Genomic DNA, 20161 nt, shown 5'->3' on the forward strand with positions numbered 1-20161 from the left:
GTTGCCCCTGTATCTCAGGACACTCAGACGTCGTTAAGTTGCTGATACCGCAGCCCGCCTGAACTCACGAGGTGAGCGGTATTTCAGGGCTTTGTGCGGGTGGCGCTCATTGTATTGCTCGAAGGCAGCGGCCAGATGTGTGAGCGCCGTAGGCACATCAGGTTTGTCCATGAAGGCCGCGTAATCGTGCTTCATCGTTTTCACGAACCGCTCGGCCATACCGTTGCTCTGCGGCGAGCGAACGGGTGTAGTCAGTGGCACCAGTCCTAGCTCGCGCGCGAAGCGGCGTGTGCGATGGTCGATGTAGGCCGAGCCATTGTCCGACAGCCATTCGATGGTCTGCGCGGGCTGCGTGTTTCCGAAGCGTTGCTCCACCGCTGCGAGCATCACATCGCGCACGATGTCGCCGCTATGGCCGCAGCAGTCCAGCGCAAACGTCACGCGAAGCGGCTGACCATCGTCGCATCGGAACTCAAAGCCGTCCGAACACCAGCGCGCATTGCTACGGTCAACGGCCACGCGACCATCATGTCGCCAATTGTCGTTTCGCACGCCAGGCCGACGCAACAGCAACTGGTGCTCGCGCATCACGCGGTAGACCCGTTTGTGATTGACGCACGGAGCACGGGTCATCTCGCGGCTGCGCCGCAGCAGCGCCCAGATACGGCGGTAGCCGTAGCTCGGCAGACCCGTCACATGCATTCGAATCTCATCGAGCAAGCCCGTATCATCGCGCATCCGGGCGCAGCGACCATCCTGCCAATCGATAGCACGGCCCCGTTTTACCGCCACACCAGAGCGCGCCACGCCGAGAACTTCGCAGACCGTTTTCAATGGTCGTCCCCCGGCAGCAAGGGCGAGCGCGCAATCAGGTTTTTTGACCGTCCCCACTCGACCGCCTCGCGGAGAATCTCGTTCTCCATTGTCTTCTTGCCAAGCAGCCGCTGCAGTTCCTTGATTTCCTTGATGGCCGCGACCAGCTCAGACGCCGGAACAACTGTCTCGCCTGCCTTCACCGCTGCCAGACTGCCTTCCCGATATTGCTTGCGCCACGCGAACACCTGGTTCGGGTTCACGCCATGCCGCCGCGCTACTGCCGATACCGACGCGCCGGGAGCCAGTGTCTCCTGCACGATGGCGACTTTCTCTTGCACCGTCCGCCGCCTGCGGCGTTCCGGTTCAGCCAGAATCTCGATGTGTTCCACGTTATGCCTAGTCGTAAAGCTAGTCACAAGACTATCCCAAATTTAAGAGAGTCTTCGTGTCCTGAGATTCAGGGGGCTACTTCACGCACTGTCCGCCTCCCGCAAGATCCGAACAATCTGCTCATCGCTGTATCGACTCTTCTTCATGACGCGCTCCGTATGGATGCGCCGTTATCCTAGATCAGTTCGGTCTCAAGTTACCGGGGCAGGTCAGTAGCGTCGTGTCGTCAACGTGCATGCGCGGCGCCTGCAACTGGTGCGCGCGCAGCGGCGGCAGAAGCGCAGCGAGCAATTGCTGCGGCCAGCGTCCATTCGCACAGCGTGGCCCGCGGCAGGTGAATACCACGGCGCGCATAGCGCATCTCTTGCCGATTCAACGGCAGATGATCGACGTAGGTGCTCACTAGGATGTTTGCGAGCAGACTCGCGCTCGCGTTACTCTTGGGCAGCGGCGAGGGCTGAGCGCTCGCCATCACGATGGTCGACTCGCCATCCTTCTTCGCTGCATACTTGAAGCGGATATGTTCGATGACCGTGAGCCTTGACGGCTCGTAATGCAGCGTCTCGCTACGCCCTTCGCCGATGCGCTCAAGCGCGTCGAATGCGGCCTTCTGTTCGTCGCGCAGGTCATATTCGATGCGCGTGCGTGGTAAGTCCTTTGGCAGCCAGGGCGTCCCCGGCGGGCGTGCCCTGTGACTTGAAACTTCGCTGGCTCGGGAGGAACTGGAATATCTATGGCGGCGTCAAACAGCTCGGCCTGACCGGCCAGCCGCTCAGAGCTCGCGCCGAAGCGTGCGCGATTGAGTTGTGCAATCTGATGCTGAAGGCTCTCCAGTTGCTCCCACAACACGCACGCGAGCCGGTTCTGTTCGAGTGCAAAGGCTTGCAGAGCCTCCAGCTCTAGTGGCAGATCCCGGCAGTGACGGCGGCGGGCAGCATGTCAAGCATGATGCCCAACTCGCGCGACGTTTTACAAGCTTCGGTGAGCGCTGTGCGCGATTCAGGGCAGCGTTTAAGCCACGCGCGTCACCGCGACGGCGCGATGAGGCTTGCGCGCTGGAATCTCAATACCTTCGAGCCACGCATTGAGTTCCGCAAGCGTGAAGCCGCGTTGTGCGAGCGAGGCCGGTGATGGGAAATGTCCGTGTTCAAGTCGTTTGTACCAAAGCGCGAATCCGGTACGGTCCCAATAGAGGCACTTCACCTTCGTGCGGTCACGCCCGACGAACACGAACAAGTTGCCCGAAGCCGGCTTCTGCGCAAGCAGCGGTTCGACCAGATACGACAGAGTGTCGATCGACTTGCGCATGTCGACCGGCTCGCGGCAGATGTAGGCTCGAACATCAGCGGCGATCAGCACCGTGCACCGCAAAGCTGGCCAAGCACGAAGCGCACGATGCGCTCGGCATGCACGCCACTCATTTCGATGCGAACGCCGGCGATCGATAACGTCACGCGATCACGCGTCGACGATGCTGGCGTATCGACTGACGCAGATGATTGTGTCGCTGCAGGCTCACCTTCGAGGCGAGCAATGACAAACGCGGCGTCGGCCGTCACGGCCAGCGGACTCATTGCTGCCGTTTCGCCCGCAAACTTCTTGCGCCACAATCCGAAAGTGCTTACGGCAATGCCTTGTTCGCGACAAAAATGTCGAGTGCCAACGCCGCTCATCTTCCATGCTGCAACCATCTCTCGCCAGAACGCTTCGCCCTGGCGAGGGCGTCGCGTGCGCGTTCGCGCAGCAGCTCGGCCCACCGCGTCGTCGTCCATCGCATCACTCCAACCATTACAATGGCCAAACCTTCGCATCATGCATGCGGAAAATCAAGACGGGTTGCGCTGACGGATACCCATCGCAAAATTCGTTGTCTCGTCCCTAAGCCGTGCATTCGAGTCGCACTGTTCCTTTTCCGGCGCGTTTGGCGACGTAAAGCAGCCGATCGGCTGTTTCAAACGCGCTGGCAGCAGAGCCTGTCGTAAGAGACGCCCCACCAACACTCACCCCTATTTTAACCAAGCTGTTATTTCTCAAGTAAATGGAGTCGAAATGGCTTCGACAATGAGATTGGCAAGCTGATACGTCTGCGAGCAAGTTTTGTTATCCAAAACGAAGGCGAACTCGTCACCGCCCAACCTCCCGATATGGTCGTCAATTCCAGCAAGGGCATTCAGGCGATTTGCTACCGCTTGCAGCAGCTCGTCACCCGCACCATGGCCGAAAGTATCATTCACTGCCTTAAATCCGTCGAGCTCTAGGAACAGCACAAACACTTCCTCTGAGATGCCGCTATCATCGACACGGCGCTTTGAAAGCGTGTCGATAATTTCCATTATCTTGGCACGGTTGTTCAATCCCGTGAGCGAGTCTTTGGTTGCAAGAAACACAATTCGTAGCTGCGCATGGATGAGCGCCGCGGCCGCTCGATAAGCCTTGTCGACGGTAATAAACATGCCGACAATCCAGACGGGGCCTTGGATAGCGATCCACTTCATATGCAGTGCAGGCGAGATCGCACAGGCCGCGAGGAACGGGACGACGATCAAAACAACCTGTAGCTTTGCAAACTTTGGGGCACCGGCGTTGGTAAAAGTTGCGCCGAAAGCTAGGCCGGTCATGACACATGCGCTCATCACGGTAAGCAACATATCTCCTGACATGGCTGTGACGCAGCCAGTCGACCCGATGATCACGGACCATATCAGCCCCGAGGATATGATCCGATGCCGTGTGTAGACGCCTTCGCTGAAATTTTGATGAATCCAACGCGTAACCACGATGCGATTCACTACGCCACACACCGCAATAGCAAAAAGGATAATGCCCGTCAGGAAATCGGAGAAGGCGTAGGTCAGATCGAGACTGACGACGCTGACTCCTCCAAGTACAATCATCTCCGTTCGTCCGACGAGCGTACGGAACAGCTGTTCTTGGATAGCGTCGTTCTCTCGCGCTGTCGGCCGCGAGAGAGATTCGTAGTAATTTCGAATCCGAGTTAATAAAACTTGTTCGACTGACCGTTCCATTTAACGCCCTAAGTACTCATCGATGCACATTGAAGCTGACGACATTTATGTTTGACGATTCATCACGAAGGGAACTGAGCATGCAACACTCGAAGTCACACGTGTCAGCTTGCTACAGCGGCATGACATGCTGCTCGACGTCGAGCCAAGCCGAAAATATGTCTGCCTCCATCGGCCGGCCAGTGAAATAGCCTTGAACTTCGTCGCACCCCCACGCTTTGACCTGCCCGAGTATTTCGGCGGTCTCAACTCCCTCTGCTACGGCGGTGTAACCTAATTCATGGACAAGGCGAATCACCGTCCGAACGATTGTTGCGTCACGCGGGCTGACTGATATTGCTCTGACGAGTGCCTGGTCGATCTTCACGGTTGCCACATCGAGGTGGCTAAGCTGCGCAAGGTTGCTGAATCCGGATCCAAAGTCGTCGATTGCAAGCGCCACGCCAATCTCGCGAAGCCGACCGACTGCTAACGCGGTGCGATCGCAATGGCGCATGAGCGACCCCTCTGTCACTTCGATCTCCAGTCGTTGAGCGCCAACATTGCACGATTTAAGTGTCGATTCGACCAACGGCACAAAATTATCGCGCGTCAAGTCTGACGCGACAGCATTCACTGATACACGGAGTGTCGGATGACTCGATTGCCACATCGCAAGCTGTCTTAACGCCGCAGTGAGCACCCAATCGGTCAATGCGTTGACAAGCGCCGTGTTCTCGACGAGCGGAATAAATTCGCCCGGAGAGATTTCTCCAAGCTGGGGGTGACGCCAGCGCACAAGCGCTTCCGCGCTCACGCAAACACCATCGCTTAACCGGACGCGAGGTTGATAGACGAGACGCAATTGATTTGTTGAAAGTGCATCCTTGAACGAGTTGATCAGGATGAACGCACGATTTCGATGACGTCCCATTTCCAAGTCGTAATACACCGCACGTGTCTGAGTTTCGCGAGCGCGCTCTGATGCGAAAATCAACGCGGCGATCATGTCGGGTGGATTTACGGCGTCGCTAAGTCGAACGACACCGATAGACGGCGTGACATCGATCGGCAGGTCCACGCCCGCAGCTAAAGGCCGTTCGAACGCGCCCGTGATGCAGTCAACGAGCCTCCCAAGTCCGGTACAGGACGCTTCTGTGACGAGACCGTATCGCGCATAGCCGATTCGATAAAGCGTTATGCCCGGACCAAGCGCGTCGGTCAGTCGTTTGGTTGTCTCGACCGCTACGGCGTTGATCGACTCCAATCCGATGGCAACGACCATGCGGTTGATATAGTCCAGCGTACAGACATCGATCAACACCGCCTGCGTCGACGCATGTACAGCCACGCCGTGCTGTTCGTCGCGGAGCGCCAAATCGTCTAGAAAACGCGTCAGATTGGGCAGTCCCGTCACTCTGTCGCGACAGGCCGTCGAGCGCAACGTGTCAATACGCTGCGCAATCAGATTGGCTAACGCTGACAGATGGGATCGTTCTTGAGCGCCGAAAGACGCTCGGGGAGTCGTACCAATGATGCACAGCGTTCCGACGGCGTGGCCGTTGTGTGTCACAAGCGGTGCACCAGCATAGAAGCGGATGAACGGCGATCCGGTGACCAATGGATTGTCATGAAATCGGTCATCGTGGTGGGTATCGAGCACCACCATTGGTTCACGGGCTAAAATCGCATGTGCGCAAAACGACGTTTCCCGGGCCGTCTCGGTGACGTGCATACCAACACGAGATTTGAACCACTGACGGTCCTTGTCTACTAGGGTCACCAGCGAGATTGGCACTTCAAAAATGTCGGAGGCGAGTCGGGTGATGTCGTCAAAAACAGAGTCGGGCGGTGTATCCAAAATACACGCAGAGCGCAGCGTGCTCAGTCGAGCATCTTCATCGAGAGGATAGGGCGGTGCGATCATTGGTTGCTCATGCCAGCGGAGTATCGCTCTATCACCCATATGGAAATCGGCTGTTCCAAGTAAGCGATCGGGCTGCTGCTCCCTCGGTTTCGGAGATTGTTAGATGACCGCAATATCCGGTCACGGCCAAAAATGGAACTCTTTATTCAATGACGGCATTGGACACTAAAACTTAAGGGTATCCACTTCATTTGGTTTGACGGCCTTACCAGCCAAAGGGGACAGCCAACCTGCGCGCTCGGGATTTATTCGATTATTTTTGGAGCGCGTTCCGACAATCTACGAAAAGGTTTTGCGCGCTGCGGTCGTGGAAAAGCGCAACGTGCTGTTCGCAGTAGGGATGAGGTTCTTTGACTCAGATGCTATGGTGCGGCAAATTAATCGTGAATATGCATCCGACACCGGGCCGATTAGTTACCGTCAAGTTACCATCAAACGATTCAATGATCCCTTTAGTGATTGAGAGCCCCATGTCTAAACCACTTTTGTCTTTCGATTGTTGCGTGAAAGGTTGGAACATGGTTGCGGCGCTGCCACGAGGAAGTCCGCCGCAGTGGTCACGTACTTCGATTAAAATGCGGTCTCCTGCCGCGTAGGCGACGAGCTCCACCTCGGTATCGGTTTTGTGAATTTAAAACCGTTTTGCACTAGACTAGTCACTGCGGAATATAATTCGTCGCGGTCTGCCCAAACGGCGAGACCTTGTTCGATTGGCAGAGCCGTAAAAGCAACATCACGAACGTGCGCGGCCAACGTTGCGGCGTGCGCCACATCCTGAATAAATCCCGCCAATTGAAACTTCTCACTCGAAAGCCCTTTGTCCGTCTCTCCTTTAAGTTCGTCAAGTGACCGATTGATCAGGCTGCGTAGACTATCAAGTCCGCGCTGGAGGACTGTGCCTGTTGCGCCGTTAAGATTCAAGTTACCTTTCTTCGCCGCTTCGAACGCTATAGTCGCACTCGACAACGCGTTGCGTAGTTCGTGAACAAGTGCCGCTGTGTCTTCTCGGTCCTGTTTTCCTTGAGCGCTACGATCGGCGTTACCGCGCTGATAAGCGAACTCCATAACCGCCTTTGCGATTGCGTTGTCAAGACAACGGTTTAACGTTTGATATTCATCTACCAGAAACGGGACATCGCGTTCGCGAGCAAGTGCCATGATAACTTGGCAGAGATCGCCGTATTGATGAACGACCTCTTCTATGCGCGCGCGGAAATTCGATGTGTTTGGACCCTAAAAGAGAAAACCATTTGATTCTCGTTTTGTTGCTCTCTTCGGAGCGATAACCCAGCCTATAATTGGCGCACAACCTATATCGCCAGATATAAAAATGTCTTGCTCATCAAATTGATAAGTCGTTCACTGAAGGTTGCGATTATAGTTGGTTCGAGCGTTAATTGCTCGCTGGGGTGTCCACGCTCCAAACTTTAAAATGATCAGACGGTCAGGACCAGCGACTTAGTGGATGGAGGAAAATGCCCCAGCCATGCCTCGTGCTCCCAAAATCCGAACGGCCATTTCATTTCCTGCCCCTGAGGCGCATTCTAGGGTAATGGCTAGCTTCGAAGTTGTTTGCCAAACCTCACTCGTCGGCGTTGCTAATGCAACGAGGCTTCAGTAGATGAGTGCTTCGTAGGGTATTTGACTTCGAGCGTCTTCGATCTGGTCAACGCGGGGGCGAGCGTGCTCTCGGCAGTGCTAGGACAGTCAAGTTTTGGTAACGCAAACGAAGTTTCGATAGAAAACTTCGATGGCTTCGGACTTAAGAGGATTGTTGCTTGGCCGTTAAGGAAGCAGGGAGCGGCCGTTAATCTGGTGGCTCCGCACACACACGCATATTCGGAGAAATAATGCGGAAAAATATTGAGAGAACCGCGCGATTGGTCCGTCGCGCAGGTGAGATCGCGCTCGTCCTCACACTGGCAAGCGGTTTACCCCTAGCAGCAGAGGGCGCGACATCTAAGACGGCGACGTTCACCGTGTCGCTGACCATTCAAGCCGATTGCGACATCACCGCCAATTCGCTCGATTTCGGCTCGACGGGCATTATCCAGACAAACATCGACCAAACAACCACGGTCAACGTGACCTGCACGAAGGGCACGGCCTACAACATCGGGCTGGATCAGGGCTCGGTAAGCGGCTCGGCCGTGGCGACGCGTCTTCTGGGCGGCATGGGTTCACCCAATCCGACAGTCAACTTCGGCCTCTATCGCGACTCGGCGCGCACTCAGAATTGGGGCCAAACGATCGGCACCGATACGCTCTCGGGCACCGGCACCGGCTCCTCGCAAGCCCTCACCGTCTATGGCCGAGTGCCGACGCAAACCGCCCCGGCGGCGGGCGCCTACACGTCGACCATCACGGCGACGGTTACATTCTGAGGCCCCGGCGATGTCCTTTTTCCGTTCTTTCAAGCTCGCGGCCGGGGCGCTTGCCGTGGCGCTCGCCGTGCCCGCGCATGCCGGTGCGCTGCAGGTTTCGCCCATCCGCGTCGATCTTTCGCCCGAACAACCCGCCGCCGTCATGAAGCTGCAGAACCGCGGCAGCGAGACCATCACCGCGCAAGTGCGCGTGTTCGGCTGGTCGCAAACGCTCGACGAAGACCGTCTCGACGAAGCGCGCGGCATCGTTGCAAGCCCGCCGATCATCAGCATTCCTGCCGGTGGCGAGCAAACCGTACGCATCTTGCGCACGAGCCGCGAAGCGCCGCGCGGCGAGGAGACGTATCGCCTGCTGGTGGACGAGATTCCGCAAGCCGAAACCGCCCGCACGACTGGCGTGCGCATGCAGTTGCGCTATTCGGTGCCCGTCTTCGCGAACGCCACGTCCGGCCCCGCCACGCCTAAGGTCGATTTCACGCTGGAGCGCGCAAGCGCCGGCGCCGATCCGAAAGCCGCGCCCGCGCGCCTGATGTTGCGCGCCGCCAATGCCGATGCGCTGCACGCGCAACTGAGCCAGGTGCGGATCGAATGGCCGGACGGCCGCGTCACCGAAATGGCGCCGGGACTCCTCGGTTACGCGCTGGCGCACGCGACACGCCAATGGCCTGTTGCGGATGCCGCCAGCACCGCAACCACCGCCACCGTGCACGCGACCATCAACGGCACGCCCGTCTCGACGCAGATCTCGCTCGCTAGCCCGCTCGTCGTCTCGTCGGCGAAGTGACGTGACGTGAAGGCCGGTCATGTCGAGAGCCGCAAAAGGCGCGGCGGCAGGCGCGCGCGTGCGCGTCTGCCGTTCGTGCTCGCGGCGAGCGCCAGTCTCAGCATGGCGGTGAGCGCCGCGTGGGCCGCGCAGATGGTGACGTCGCCCGTGGCATCCGCCAGCGCCAGTGCTGCCAGTGCTGCCAGCGCGGCCAGCGCGGCGAACCCCAAACGCGATGGCGTGCTCTATCTGGAAGTGGTCATCAACGACATCTCCACGGATCAGGTCGCGCAGTTTTTCATGGTGGACGGTGCGCTCCACGCCATGCCGCGTGAGCTCGCGGAGATCGGCATCCTCGCGGGGGAGACGCCCGTGGATGCGCAAGGCCGCGTGGCGCTTGCGACCATCGCCGGGCTGTCGTATGCGTACCGGCCGGAACTGCAGCGCATCGATATCCGTGTCAGCGACGCGCGCCGTGTGCCGTCCACACTTAACGACGGCTCGTTGCGCCGCCCGACGACCTCCACGGCCACCGGCGCGCTTATCAACTATGAATTCACCGCGCAGCCCCAATACGAGTCGCGCTACGCGCTCTTCAGCGAGGAGCGCTTGTTTTATCCGGGCGGCACCTTCAGCAACACCGGCACCGCTTACCGATACGGCGAACGCACGGGCTACACGCGCCTCGATACGTCGTGGCGGCGCTCGAACCCCGACACGATGATCACCACCCGCATTGGCGACACGATCAGCTCGTCGCTCTCCTGGACGCGCGCGGTGCGTCTCGGCGGCGTGCAGGTATCGCGCGACTTTTCGCTGCGTCCCGACCTCGTGACTTATCCGGTGCCGACGCTCGGCGGCTCGGCGGCCGTGCCCACCGCCGTGGATCTCTACGTGAACAACGTGCGTCAATACAGCGGTCAGGCGCCATCCGGCCCGTTCGTCATCAATGCGGTGCCGGCGGTGACGGGCGCGGGCGAGGCAACCATCGTCACGCGCGATGCACTCGGCCGCAACGTGATGACCACGGTGCCGCTCTATATCGACGCGCGTCTGCTCGCCACCGGTCTCACCGATTTTTCGATGGAAGGCGGCTTTCTGCGCCGCAACTATGGTTTCGAATCGCTCGGCTATTCGGGCGAGCCGTCGCTGTCCGCGTCGCTTCGCCATGGTGTTTCCGAACGTTTCACGGTCGAGGCACATGCCGAAGCGACGCGTCACATCGTCAATCTGGGCGTGGGCGGCCTGATCCGCGCGGGCGCAGCGGGCGTGGTCAACGTCTCCGTGGCGGCAAGCACGGGCAAGAGCACGGTACAGACCATCGGCTACGAGGGCGGCGTTCCCGTCGCGGGATCGACCACCACCGGCGCGGGCGCGCAGTTCAGCGCAGGCTGGCAGTACCGCGCGCCGCTTTTGTCCGTCGACATGCAAGTGCAGCGCGCAACGTCGCATTACGGCGATCTGGCCTCGAGCGAAGGCGCGCCCGCGCCGGCATCGACCGACCGCGCAACGGTGGCCGTGCCCTTGCAGATCGTCGGCCAGCCGGGCGCAGTGAGCATGACATACGTCGGCGTCAACGATAGTTACTCGGGCCGCGCGCGCATCGGCTCGCTCGCGTATTCGTCGTCGATAGGCGGGCGCGTCGCGCTCTCGGCAAGCGTCTATCGCGACTTCGGCACGACGCGCAATGCGGGGCTCTTCATCGCGCTCAGCATGCCAATCGGCAGCAGCATGAACGCGAGCGTGAGCGGCGGTTTCGACCAGCATTCGCCGCTCATGAATGCCTCGCTCTCGCGCACGCCGGATTACGACGGCGGCTTCGGCTGGCAAGTGCAGGGCGGCCAGCAGAACGGCAGTGTGCAGGGACTCGCGCAGGGCACGTATCGCAATCGTTATGGCGATGTGATCGGCTCGGTGTATCAGAACCGCGGACGCACGGCGACCGAGCTCGACGGCTCCGGCTCCATCGTGCTGATGGCAGGCGACGTGCTCGCGGGCCGCCGCATCGACGACGCCTTCGCCGTGGTCGATACGAACGGCGTGGCAAACGTTCCCGTGCTGCACGAGAACCGGCTGATCGGCAAGACCAATGGCGCGGGTCATCTGCTGGTGCCGAACCTGCTCGCCTACGATTCGAACCATCTCGCCATCGACCCGCTCGGACTGCCCGCGACCACGTCGATCAGCGCGACGAGCCTGAACATCGCGCCGCAAGCGCGCGCGGGCGTGCTGGCGCGCTTTTCCATCGAGCACTTCAGCGGCGCGCAGCTCAAGCTCGTCGACGACAACGGCAAGCCCTTGCAGCCGGGCGCGCACGCCATCGTGAGCGCAAGCGGCAAACAATACCTCGTGGGCTATGATGGCCTCACCTTCATCGACGATCTCAAGGCGCAAAATCATGTGTTCGCTCAATGGAATGCCGGTTCCTGCGAAGCCGATATCGCGTTCGCGCCGCAAACCGCTCAGTCGCTCGAAACGCTCGGGCCGTTCGTCTGCCATGCGGTGACGCGATGAAACTGCTTCGTCATGTGATTGCGCTGATCGTGTTCGTGCTTTGCGCACTGGCCGCGGGCAACGCGCAAGCGCAGGTCTGCACGGCTATATCGACGGGCATGAGCTTCGGCTCGTACAGTCCGGTGACGGGAACGCCGAGCGCGAGCGCGACCATCGCCATCAAATGCTCCGGGCTGCTCGCAAAGTTGCGCGTGTGTGTCGCGCTCGGGCCGGGCGTCGGGCAGACGAGCTATGCGCCGCGGTACATGACGAACGGCGTGAGCACGTTGCAATACAACCTCTATAGCGATTCGGCGGGCACAAGCGTGGTCGGCTCGATCTTTGGTCCCTATGCTCCCGCGTTTTACGATTTACCGGTGAACGCGGGCGCGGTGAACACGACCGTGACTGTGTACGGCAAGATACTGCCGTCACAATCGAGCGTGCAGGCGGGCAGCTTCGGCGCCACGTTCGGCAGCACGGCGATTGTCGGCTATCAGACGCTGCCGACCACCGGCACGTTTCTCGACTGCCTCGCGCTACCGGTTTTATCCGGGTCTTTCTCGTTTCCCGTGACGGCGAACGTCATTAACGACTGCACGATCTCGGCGTCGAATATTGACTTCGGCTCTAAGGGTCTACTCTCCTCGACGTTGACGGCGGCGGGCAGCTTATCCGTGGCCTGCACCAATGCGGGTGCGTATGCCATTTCGCTTTCGGCGGGAAACGGCGTCAACGCGACATCCGCGACGCGCTACATGACGCTCGCCGGCGGCAGCGACAAGATCGGCTACGGGCTGTATCCGAGCCCATCGTATTCGGTACCTTGGGGCGATGGCACGTCGGGATCGACGACCGTAAGCGGCACTGGCAACGGCGCGACGCAAACCATTCCGGTGTATTCGCGCGTGCTGCCGCAACCGACACCGCCGCCAGGCAGTTATAGCGATACGGTGATCGCGACAATCATTTTTTGAGACGTCCGGATCATCTTGCGCTCTCGAATCGACCTGTGCGCAACGCAATGAGAGATGAGCGCTGAAAAGCACCGATCGAAGTGAAAGTATCGCTGAGCGCCAAAATCGTTTATTCGGCATTTTCCTGCTCATTATGACAGTCGGCGCTAACCAGCTCCAATACTGCGCAGGCGTTCGAAATCCCGGATGCGAACGGCTTTGCCCTTCGCATCGATGAGGCCGATCTTGTCAAAACGTGACAGCGTGCGACTCACGGTTTCGAGGGTTAAACCAAGGTAACTTCCGATATCGTCGCGCGTCATTCGGAGTGTGAACTCATCCGCTGCATAACCGCGCTTGGCGAGCCGTGCGGACAAATCGAGCAGCAAGCGCGCAACGCGTTCGTCCGCGCGCAACATGGCGAGACGCAGGGCGTGATCCGACTCGCGATTGATCGCCTGTCCGAGCATCCGTAACACGCGTTTTTGCAGCGTCTCCATCTCGCGGCATATGCGCTCAAAAAGCGAATACGGAATGACGCACACAGAGCTATCCTCGAGCGCAATTGCGTCGTAGGTGTGCTGGCCGTCGCCAATACCGTCGAGCCCAAGTGGGTCGGCTGCAAGCATGAGGCCGGTGACCTGTTTGCGCCCGCCGTCACGGATCGCAACGGTTTTGAGCGAGCCGGAGCGCACCGCGAAGAGCGCGTTAAATGCGTCGCCCGCGCGGAAGAGCGCTTCGCCGCGCCGTACCAGGTGCGCGGCCGAGATCACTTGTTCGAACTTACCGATGTCACGAGCACTAAGCCCTTCTGGCACACAGAGATGGCGCACTACACAGGCGGAGCACCGTGGGGGATCGCGCCGCGCGCGGATCGCGTCGGACATGGCGGCTGTTTATTTGATTAAAGACAACTAATTGTCTCATGATTTTGCCGTTTTGCCGGGCGTCAAGATGACGCGCTCGGTAGCTATTTCTATAGTTATCGATCGCGCCACGGACCATACCATGTCCCTGCACAATGCGAAAGCGGGTCTTATTCCCGAACTGAGCGAACAACTCGGATGGAAAAGATGCGTCTTATAGCGGTTCAAATGACCAAGAAGTCAACCTGCGTGCGGGACTCGCCGCGTTCTTGGATGCGGACCGCGTGGTTCCCATGAACCTCAAACGGTTCGATCCGTTGAACCCTCATGACGACTTGATACAAATGCTTGTGGAAAACGGGCATTTCGTTTTCCCGTCCGAGCAACATGGAGGTCGCAGCCGAAGACGGCCACGAATCAAAGTAAAGATCAACGATGGTAACGTAGTCGTTGCGGCTGTAGCGCGGCTCGTTAACTCGCCGCAAGCTGGATCGACGACGATGATGTAAAGGCTTGGAAGAGCGCGAGGGGGCGGTTTTCACGCTAGTTCTTTCCAGTGGCAAACTTCCAAGGTTGGGAAAAGCAGCCATGACGTTTACGCCATCCGCGGAAAGCAGAAGGAAACGAGTCCGCTAGGGGTTGGCTCCGGGTGTTGGACCGTGAACCTCTGCAATCGGTCCAGATAGTGTCAAAACGCATTTTGAGACGCTAGATTTTTGCTGTGTAACCAAAGGGAGTGCGCAAAGTGAAGCGGTTCGTTCAAGGCGACGATCGTAACCAGAGCTTCTGCTGCCCGAAGCACTTGAGGACTACGTGACGGACACGAATCCAGTGTGCGTAATCGATGTCTTTGTAAATGAACTTGATTTTGATGCTCTCGGGTTCGATCGCATTCAATCTGCGTCGACCGGCAGGCCGTCTTTATCATCCTGAGGTGCTGCGTAAGATCTATACCTACGGCTATCTTAATCGCATTCAGTCCAGTCGTCGTTTTGAACGTGAGGCGCAGCGAAACATCGAACTTATGTGGATCACGGGTCGACTTGCGCCCGACTTCAAAACCATAGCTCGGTTCCGGACGACAACAGCAGACGTATTCGCGATGTTTGCCGTCAGTTCGTAATGCTATGCCAGCGTCTGGACCTCTTCTCTAAAGTAATCGTTGCGATCGACGGTAGCAAGTTCAAGGCGGTGAACCATCGCGACCGCAACTTCACGAACGCCAAGCTCGAACGGCGCATGCGTGATATCGAGTCGAGTATTGCTCGATATCTCCAAGCGCTCGACACGGCTGATCGTCAGGAGCCTGCGATCGTGAAGGCCAGAACAGAGCGGCTGAAAGACAAGATCGCAGCCTTGAAGGAATAAATGCAAGTTCTCAAGAAGATTGCGGTCCAACTCAAGGGCACGCGACGGACAAGTATGGCTCACGGATCCCGATGCGCGATCAATGAAGACGCGAGGCACCGTAGTCGTTGGCGACAACGTGCAAACAGCGGTGGACACGAAGCACCATCTAATTGTCGCGCATGTCGTCACCAATGACGGGTTTGACCGCGATCATTTAGCGTCGACACCCAAGCTTGCTCGTGCGGAGATGGGGGTTGAGAAGCTCACGGTATTTGCGGATCGTGGCTATTGCAAAAGCGAGGAAACACTTGCGTGCCATCAGGCTGGAACCTGCTCCCTTTTTTGCGGGAGAAGCGCCGATGCCGACACCTCGGATGAGCATGCGCAAATCGAAGGAAGTCCTGCGACTCAAGTGGGCCTGACGCATCGGCAGATCAGCCGCGCCATCGGCATCAGCTTCGGGGACGTGTCGAAGTTCGCCGCGCAAGCTAGCCAGGCGGGACTCGACTGGGCCGTTGTAGAAGTGCGTTAATTCTGCTACTGGGTGCACTAATTCGCTAATGCAGCGTAGTTAGGGCAATTGGGAATGTCTGCGGGGCATTCGCTTCCCAGCGAAAGTAGTCGTTCCGCATGACATCCCCGCAGCACATGGAACAGCCCGGTGAAAGACCGGACACAGTCTCCCACTTACAATAGCGGGTAGGCATAAGACTGTGTATATGACTAACAACAAGAACGAAGTAATGGAAGTGTTGACGGGACCTGAGCGCCGACGGCGCTGGTCGGCTGATGAGAAGCTGGCGATGGTTCGGGAGACGTTCGAGCCCGGCAAGACAGTTTCGATGGTGGCTCGGCTGCACGGCATCAATCCGAATCAGCTGTTTCAGTGGCGCAAGCTGCATCAGGACGGCAGCCTGTCGGCAGTGAGCGCTGGAGAAGAAGTTGTGCCGGCGTCCGAGTTGAGCGACGCGCTGAAGCAGATAAAGGAGCTCCAGCGCCTGCTGGGCAAGAAGACCATGGAGAACGAGATTCTCCGGGAAGCCGTGGAGGTCATGAAGTCGCGAAAATGGATTGCGCGCTCACCCTCATTACCGGGGGACGGCCAGTGAAGCAGGTCTGTGACGTTCTCGGTGTAGCGCGCTCAAATGTGTCGGTAAAGCTCGCCCGGACTGCTGACTGGCAGGATGGCCGGCGCGCACGCAAAACGGATGATGCTGGCATTGTCGACGAAATTCGTTTGCTCGTTGCTGACTTGCCCAGCTACGGCTATCGACGCGTCTGGGGCCTGCTGCGAAGCGAGCGGGAATTGCGGTGTGAGGTTCCAGTGAATGCGAAACGTGTTTATCGCGTGATGCGCCAGCACGATTTGTTGCTTCACAGGAGGCCTGCGAGGCCGAGCATCGAGCGTCGGCATGAAGGTACGGTGGCGGTGCCCAGAAGCAATCAGCGATGGTGCTCTGACGGCTTCGAGTTTCGTTGCGACAACGGCGCGCCGCTGCGCGTGACGTTCGCACTCGATTGCTGTGACCGCGAAGCGATCAGCTGGGCAGCGACGACAGGCGGTCATAGCGGCGACGTTGTGCGCGATGTCATGCTGGCGGCTGTCGAACATCGTTTCGGGAACGTTCGCAAAACGCCCGCGCAAATCGAATGGCTCAGCGACAACGGTTCGGGTTACATTGCCGAAAAGACCCGCGCGTTCGCTTCAGATATTGGTCTCAAGCCGTTGACCACGCCCGTATGCAGCCCGCAGAGCAATGGCATGGCAGAAAGCTTCGTCAAGACGATGAAGCGCGATTACGTTGCGTTCATGCCGAAGCCGGACGCGGCGACCGCCGTGCGCAATCTGGCCGTCGCATTCGAACACTACAACGACAAACACCCGCATAGCGCGCTGAAATACCGCTCGCCGCGCGAGTTCCGACGTAAAGCCGATTCATCAACCTTGGTGTGAGATGGTGTCCGGAACTACGGGGGCAAATCCAGTCCGGCGGAAACACGAAGAACGGTGTGACGTTCTCCCACGCCCGTCGCCACGACTGCACGATAGTCGGATACTTCGCACCCCACGGGCCTTCGGCAAAGGCCTCCAGGGCCTGCTGAGCGGCCTGTTCACTCGCGGCGGCATAGACCCGGGCGCAGCGCTGCGGCCACGCTCTTGCGGTCCTTGTAGCTGGCGTACTCCAGACTGTTGCGGATCAGATGCACGATGCAGGTCTGCACGGCCGTGCGCGGGTACGCCGTGCCAATCGCCTCAGCCAGTCCCTTCAGGCCGTCGACCACCGCGATCAGGATGTCCTGGCAGCCCCGGGTCTTCAGTTCGTTGAACACTGAAGCGCACCGGGAACTTCGGAGACGTTTTTGCTGGAGTTACGCTGCCATCGGCATTCCAGCGATTTGCTCATAGTAGCGGGCTTCCGCTTCGGCCGGCGGGATGTTGCCGATCGGCTCAAGTAGGCGTCGATGATTGAACCAGTCCACCCATTCAAGCGTGGCGAGTTCAACCGCCTGCACGTAACGCCATGGTCCGCGACGATGAATAACTTCTGCCTTGTAAAGGCCGTTGATCGTTTCGGCGAGTGCGTTATCGTATGAATCTCCGACGCTGCCGACTGACGGTTCGATTCCTGCTTCGGCTAGACGCTCCGTGTACCGAACTGAAACGTATTGCGACCCGCGGTCCGAATGAAGTACCAAACGGCTACTTTCGGCTGGTCAGCGCTCGTGTACCGCCTGCTCCAGCGCGTCCAACACGAAGTCAGTACGCGCTGAGCTTGACACTCTCCAGCCTACAATGCGTCGCGCGAACACATCAACGATGAAGGCAACATAAGCGAAGCCTTGCCAGGTAGCCACGAAGGTGAAATCTGACACCCACAGCGCGTTCGGCCGTGACGCTTTGAACTGCCGCTGGACGTGATCAAGCGGGCACGGTGTGTTTCGCTCGCTGACGGTGGTTCGAATCGATCTGCCGCGCCGCACACCTTGCAGCCCGAGCCGCTTCATCAGTCGCTCGACAGTACACCGTGCGAGCTTGAATCCTTCGCGCAACAGCTGCCGCCAAACCTTGCGCGCGCCATATACCCGAAAGTTCTCCTCCCATACACGCCGGATATGCTGACACAGCAGTGCATCGCGCTGCGCGCGCGGCGGCAGCCGACGCGGATCAGCGCGTCGAGACGAATGAAGGTAATATGTCGACGGGGCGATCGGCAGCACCCTGCAGATCGGCTCGACCCCATACGCCGACCGGTGATCGTCAATGAAGGCAATCATCACTTCGGTCGGCGGTCGAGCTCCGCCTGTGCGAAATATGCCGAGGCCTTGCGCAGGATTTCGTTGGCCTGACGCAGTTCCCGGACTTCGCGTTCAAGCTCGCGGATGCGATCATGCTCCTGCGTCTTGGGGCCCGCACGCAGACCACGATCGCTCTCAGCTTGACGAACCCAGTTTCTTAACGTTTCGCGTGAGCAACCCATCTTGGCGGCAATCGACTGGATTGCTTCCCATTGCGTCGCATACTCCGCACGATGCTCGAACACCATACGAACCGCGCGCTCACGCACTTCCGCCGAATATTTCGGCGCCGTCTTCCATTTTGCTTTGTCGAGGTTTTCCATAACCCTATTCTCTCAGGAGTAAAGGTCTCCGGAATACCCGGTGCGCTTCACCCTGAGCGGGCCATAATCGGTGATGAGCGTCTTGCCGCTGGCGCCGTTACGTTCGTTGCCCTGGCCGTCGGGTTTCGGCTGCCCCGCCAGGTAGCCAGATGCATCTTCATCTCGGCGCCCATCGCGCGCTCGATGAGTGCCTTGTTGAACGCCAGCATCAGGTCCTGGACCTCGGTGGGCGTCATCGGGCCTTTGACCAGGTCATCCAGCAGACCTTCCGGAAGGGCAGGCAGCGGCCCTCGAGCCGCTGCCTGAGAAGCGACGGTGCGTTTCTACTTCATCGGCATATCCATGACTTTTACCTCTCATAATATGCCTCGCCCACAGAATTGCGGATAGGCCCCACATCAGGCTTATGCATAAAGGCAATGTAATCGTGCTTGATTGTCTTCACAAACGACTCGGCCATACCGTTACTCTGCGGCGAACGAACAGGCGTCGTCAACGGTTCCAGACCCAACTCGCGGGCAAAGCTGCGCGTACGGTGGTCGATGTAGGCAGAGCCGTTGTCCGACAGCCATTCGATGGGTGCGCCTGCCTGCGGCGTGCCGAAGCGTTGCTCGACCGCTGCGAGCATCACATCGCGCACGACGTCGCCGCTATGGCCGCCAGTAGTCGCTGCCCAACTAATAGCTTCCCGGTCATGGCAGTCCAGCGCGAACGTCACGCGCAACGGCGAGCCATCGTCACAACGGAACTCGAAGCCGTCCGAGCACCAGCGGACGTTACTCTGGTCAACGGCAATGCGTCCATCATGTCGGCGGGTATCGCGTCGCTGGCCAAGGCGCCGGAGCAGCAACTGATGGTCACGCATGACGCGATAGACCCGCTTGGCGTTCACGCACGGCGCACCGGTCAATTCGTGACTACGTCGCAGCAATGCCCAGACTCGTCGGTATCCATAAGTCGGCAAGCCCGCCACATGCTCGTGGATTGCAGCGACCAGTTCCGTGTCGTCGGTCTGTCGGGCGCGGCGGCCGTCCTGCCAGTCTGGAGAGCGGGCTTTTCTGACTGCCAAGGCAGAGCGCGCCACGCCGAGAACATCGCAGACCGTTTTCATTGGTCGTCCCCGGGCAGTAAGGGCGAGCGCGCAATCCAGTTTTTTGAGCGGCCATACGGTCGAACAGTTTGGACACAGCAGATTGGGCGTCGCTTTATGATTTTATAATCAGATGTTTCGGGTCAAGACAGCCATTACGAACCGTTCGATCGCAAGAGTGCGTTAGACAGGTCACGAACAGTGTGGATGACTAATTGATGGCGAGCAATGCGTTTTTGTGTTTATCTGCACTTCATATTCGTCTTGGGAAGCGGACTGTCACTCCCGCGAAGCGAGGAGGATGTGCTGAAACGCGCTGACGATTTTATTTTTTGCGACTACTCGACAGAGGGTGGAAATGAGGACAGAGGACGGCCTGGTTATGGTGCTAGCGCTGCGCAGAGCCATCGTTGCAAACGAATTTAAGAACGACGCGGCCGTGGCGATGCGAATACTTGAGCTAATCACTGATATTGGCCGACTTGACCCGCAAAACTTGGA

General features: G+C 58.8%; 15 protein-coding genes, 7 pseudogenes and 1 other annotated feature. Of the genes and pseudogenes, 7 read left to right on the forward strand and 15 right to left on the reverse strand.

Annotated elements, in window-relative coordinates; translation table 11 throughout:
• Positions 1-33: 33 nt before the first annotated feature.
• The 9 genes and pseudogenes from ACYQ47_RS16775 to ACYQ47_RS16815 form a co-directional block, all read right to left on the reverse strand.
• A protein-coding gene (locus ACYQ47_RS16775) for an IS3 family transposase (RefSeq protein ID WP_459906505.1) occupies positions 34-1196 on the reverse strand; the annotation gives its coding sequence in 2 pieces (ribosomal slippage) (positions 34-881 and positions 881-1196; 1164 coding nt in all).
• Positions 1197-1432: 236 nt separating this feature from the next.
• Positions 1433-1678, reverse strand: a complete 246-nt coding sequence (locus ACYQ47_RS16780; RefSeq protein WP_459906074.1) for an IS66 family transposase — start codon at positions 1676-1678, stop codon at positions 1433-1435.
• A 257-nt stretch (positions 1679-1935) separates the two neighbouring features.
• Positions 1936-2055 (reverse strand): annotated as a pseudogene (locus tag ACYQ47_RS16785) (transposase domain-containing protein); the annotation flags it as partial.
• A 162-nt stretch (positions 2056-2217) separates the two neighbouring features.
• Positions 2218-2514 (reverse strand): IS66 family insertion sequence element accessory protein TnpB, encoded by a 297-nt coding sequence (tnpB, locus tag ACYQ47_RS16790; protein WP_250470145.1) that lies wholly within the window; start codon positions 2512-2514, stop codon positions 2218-2220.
• Between the two features lie 44 nt (positions 2515-2558).
• The gene (gene tnpA / locus ACYQ47_RS16795; protein WP_250470144.1) at positions 2559-2978 is read right to left on the reverse strand and encodes an IS66 family insertion sequence element accessory protein TnpA; all 420 of its coding nucleotides are present in this window, start codon (positions 2976-2978) and stop codon (positions 2559-2561) included.
• Between the two features lie 258 nt (positions 2979-3236).
• A complete protein-coding gene (locus tag ACYQ47_RS16800; protein ID WP_459906076.1) occupies positions 3237-4232 on the reverse strand; it encodes a diguanylate cyclase domain-containing protein in 996 nt (331 codons plus the stop codon).
• A gap of 112 nt (positions 4233-4344) precedes the next feature.
• On the reverse strand, positions 4345-6138 hold the full coding sequence (locus ACYQ47_RS16805) for a sensor domain-containing phosphodiesterase (protein WP_250470142.1): 1794 nt from the start codon (positions 6136-6138) through the stop codon (positions 4345-4347).
• Positions 6139-6493: 355 nt separating this feature from the next.
• The gene (locus ACYQ47_RS16810; protein WP_250470141.1) at positions 6494-6748 is read right to left on the reverse strand and encodes a sensor histidine kinase; all 255 of its coding nucleotides are present in this window, start codon (positions 6746-6748) and stop codon (positions 6494-6496) included.
• Positions 6709-7296 (reverse strand): sensor histidine kinase, encoded by a 588-nt coding sequence (locus ACYQ47_RS16815; RefSeq protein WP_459906077.1) that lies wholly within the window; start codon positions 7294-7296, stop codon positions 6709-6711. The genes ACYQ47_RS16810 and ACYQ47_RS16815 overlap by 40 nt, the downstream gene beginning before the upstream one ends.
• Before the next feature lie 692 nt (positions 7297-7988).
• Between ACYQ47_RS16815 and ACYQ47_RS16820 the strand changes: the two genes are divergently transcribed.
• The 4 genes from ACYQ47_RS16820 to ACYQ47_RS16835 are packed head-to-tail and all read left to right on the forward strand — an operon-like array spanning position 7989 to position 12755.
• On the forward strand, positions 7989-8522 hold the full coding sequence (locus ACYQ47_RS16820; RefSeq protein WP_370652301.1) for a Csu type fimbrial protein: 534 nt from the start codon (positions 7989-7991) through the stop codon (positions 8520-8522).
• A 10-nt stretch (positions 8523-8532) separates the two neighbouring features.
• The gene (locus ACYQ47_RS16825) at positions 8533-9306 is read left to right on the forward strand and encodes a fimbrial biogenesis chaperone (RefSeq protein ID WP_244832087.1); all 774 of its coding nucleotides are present in this window, start codon (positions 8533-8535) and stop codon (positions 9304-9306) included.
• 6 nt (positions 9307-9312) lie between these two features.
• Complete coding sequence (locus tag ACYQ47_RS16830) at positions 9313-11799, forward strand: fimbria/pilus outer membrane usher protein (protein ID WP_244832086.1); 2487 nt, start codon at positions 9313-9315, stop codon at positions 11797-11799.
• Complete coding sequence (locus tag ACYQ47_RS16835; protein ID WP_459906079.1) at positions 11796-12755, forward strand: Csu type fimbrial protein; 960 nt, start codon at positions 11796-11798, stop codon at positions 12753-12755. The genes ACYQ47_RS16830 and ACYQ47_RS16835 overlap by 4 nt, the downstream gene beginning before the upstream one ends.
• Before the next feature lie 146 nt (positions 12756-12901).
• On the opposite strand, the gene ACYQ47_RS16840 is transcribed toward ACYQ47_RS16835, so the two are convergent.
• The gene (locus ACYQ47_RS16840) at positions 12902-13621 is read right to left on the reverse strand and encodes a helix-turn-helix domain-containing protein (protein ID WP_459906080.1); all 720 of its coding nucleotides are present in this window, start codon (positions 13619-13621) and stop codon (positions 12902-12904) included.
• A 203-nt stretch (positions 13622-13824) separates the two neighbouring features.
• On the reverse strand, positions 13825-14190 hold the full coding sequence (locus ACYQ47_RS16845; protein ID WP_250495433.1) for a hypothetical protein: 366 nt from the start codon (positions 14188-14190) through the stop codon (positions 13825-13827).
• 155 nt (positions 14191-14345) lie between these two features.
• Here ACYQ47_RS16845 and ACYQ47_RS16850 point away from each other — a divergent pair.
• From ACYQ47_RS16850 to ACYQ47_RS16860, 3 genes and pseudogenes are all read left to right on the forward strand, one after another.
• Positions 14346-15278 (forward strand): annotated as a pseudogene (locus tag ACYQ47_RS16850) (transposase); the annotation flags it as partial.
• A 31-nt stretch (positions 15279-15309) separates the two neighbouring features.
• Positions 15310-15473: pseudogene (locus tag ACYQ47_RS16855) on the forward strand (IS21 family transposase); the annotation flags it as partial.
• Between the two features lie 220 nt (positions 15474-15693).
• A protein-coding gene (locus tag ACYQ47_RS16860; RefSeq protein ID WP_309852655.1) for an IS3 family transposase occupies positions 15694-16904 on the forward strand; the annotation gives its coding sequence in 2 pieces (ribosomal slippage) (positions 15694-16012 and positions 16012-16904; 1212 coding nt in all).
• A 34-nt stretch (positions 16905-16938) separates the two neighbouring features.
• Here the strand turns inward: ACYQ47_RS16860 and ACYQ47_RS16865 are convergent.
• From ACYQ47_RS16865 to ACYQ47_RS16880, 4 pseudogenes are all read right to left on the reverse strand, one after another.
• Positions 16939-17281 (reverse strand): annotated as a pseudogene (locus ACYQ47_RS16865) (transposase); the annotation flags it as partial.
• 39 nt (positions 17282-17320) lie between these two features.
• Positions 17321-18570, reverse strand: a pseudogene (locus ACYQ47_RS16870) (IS3 family transposase).
• Positions 18152-18268, reverse strand: a sequence feature (AL1L pseudoknot). It overlaps the preceding pseudogene by 117 nt.
• Before the next feature lie 45 nt (positions 18571-18615).
• Positions 18616-18854: pseudogene (locus ACYQ47_RS16875) on the reverse strand (transposase); the annotation flags it as partial.
• Between the two features lie 110 nt (positions 18855-18964).
• Positions 18965-19726 (reverse strand): annotated as a pseudogene (locus tag ACYQ47_RS16880) (IS3 family transposase); the annotation flags it as partial.
• Positions 19727-20161 lie beyond the last annotated feature (435 nt).

The sequence above is a fragment of the Caballeronia sp. HLA56 genome (assembly GCF_054655155.1).

Bases quoted from the DNA above. Each gene is read 5' to 3' on its own strand.
- ACYQ47_RS16780 (WP_459906074.1), bottom strand. From the start codon at position 1,678: ATGGCGAGCGCTCAGCCCTCGCCGCTGCCCAAGAGTAACGCGAGCGCG.
- tnpB (WP_250470145.1), bottom strand. From the start codon at position 2,514: ATGCGCAAGTCGATCGACACTCTGTCGTATCTGGTCGAACCGCTGCTT.
- tnpA (WP_250470144.1), bottom strand. From the start codon at position 2,978: ATGGACGACGACGCGGTGGGCCGAGCTGCTGCGCGAACGCGCACGCGA.
- ACYQ47_RS16800 (WP_459906076.1), bottom strand. From the start codon at position 4,232: ATGGAACGGTCAGTCGAACAAGTTTTATTAACTCGGATTCGAAATTAC.
- ACYQ47_RS16805 (WP_250470142.1), bottom strand. From the start codon at position 6,138: ATGATCGCACCGCCCTATCCTCTCGATGAAGATGCTCGACTGAGCACG.
- ACYQ47_RS16815 (WP_459906077.1), bottom strand. From the start codon at position 7,296: ATGGCACTTGCTCGCGAACGCGATGTCCCGTTTCTGGTAGATGAATAT.
- ACYQ47_RS16820 (WP_370652301.1), top strand. From the start codon at position 7,989: ATGCGGAAAAATATTGAGAGAACCGCGCGATTGGTCCGTCGCGCAGGT.
- ACYQ47_RS16825 (WP_244832087.1), top strand. From the start codon at position 8,533: ATGTCCTTTTTCCGTTCTTTCAAGCTCGCGGCCGGGGCGCTTGCCGTG.
- ACYQ47_RS16835 (WP_459906079.1), top strand. From the start codon at position 11,796: ATGAAACTGCTTCGTCATGTGATTGCGCTGATCGTGTTCGTGCTTTGC.
- ACYQ47_RS16840 (WP_459906080.1), bottom strand. From the start codon at position 13,621: ATGTCCGACGCGATCCGCGCGCGGCGCGATCCCCCACGGTGCTCCGCC.
- ACYQ47_RS16845 (WP_250495433.1), bottom strand. From the start codon at position 14,190: ATGGCTGCTTTTCCCAACCTTGGAAGTTTGCCACTGGAAAGAACTAGC.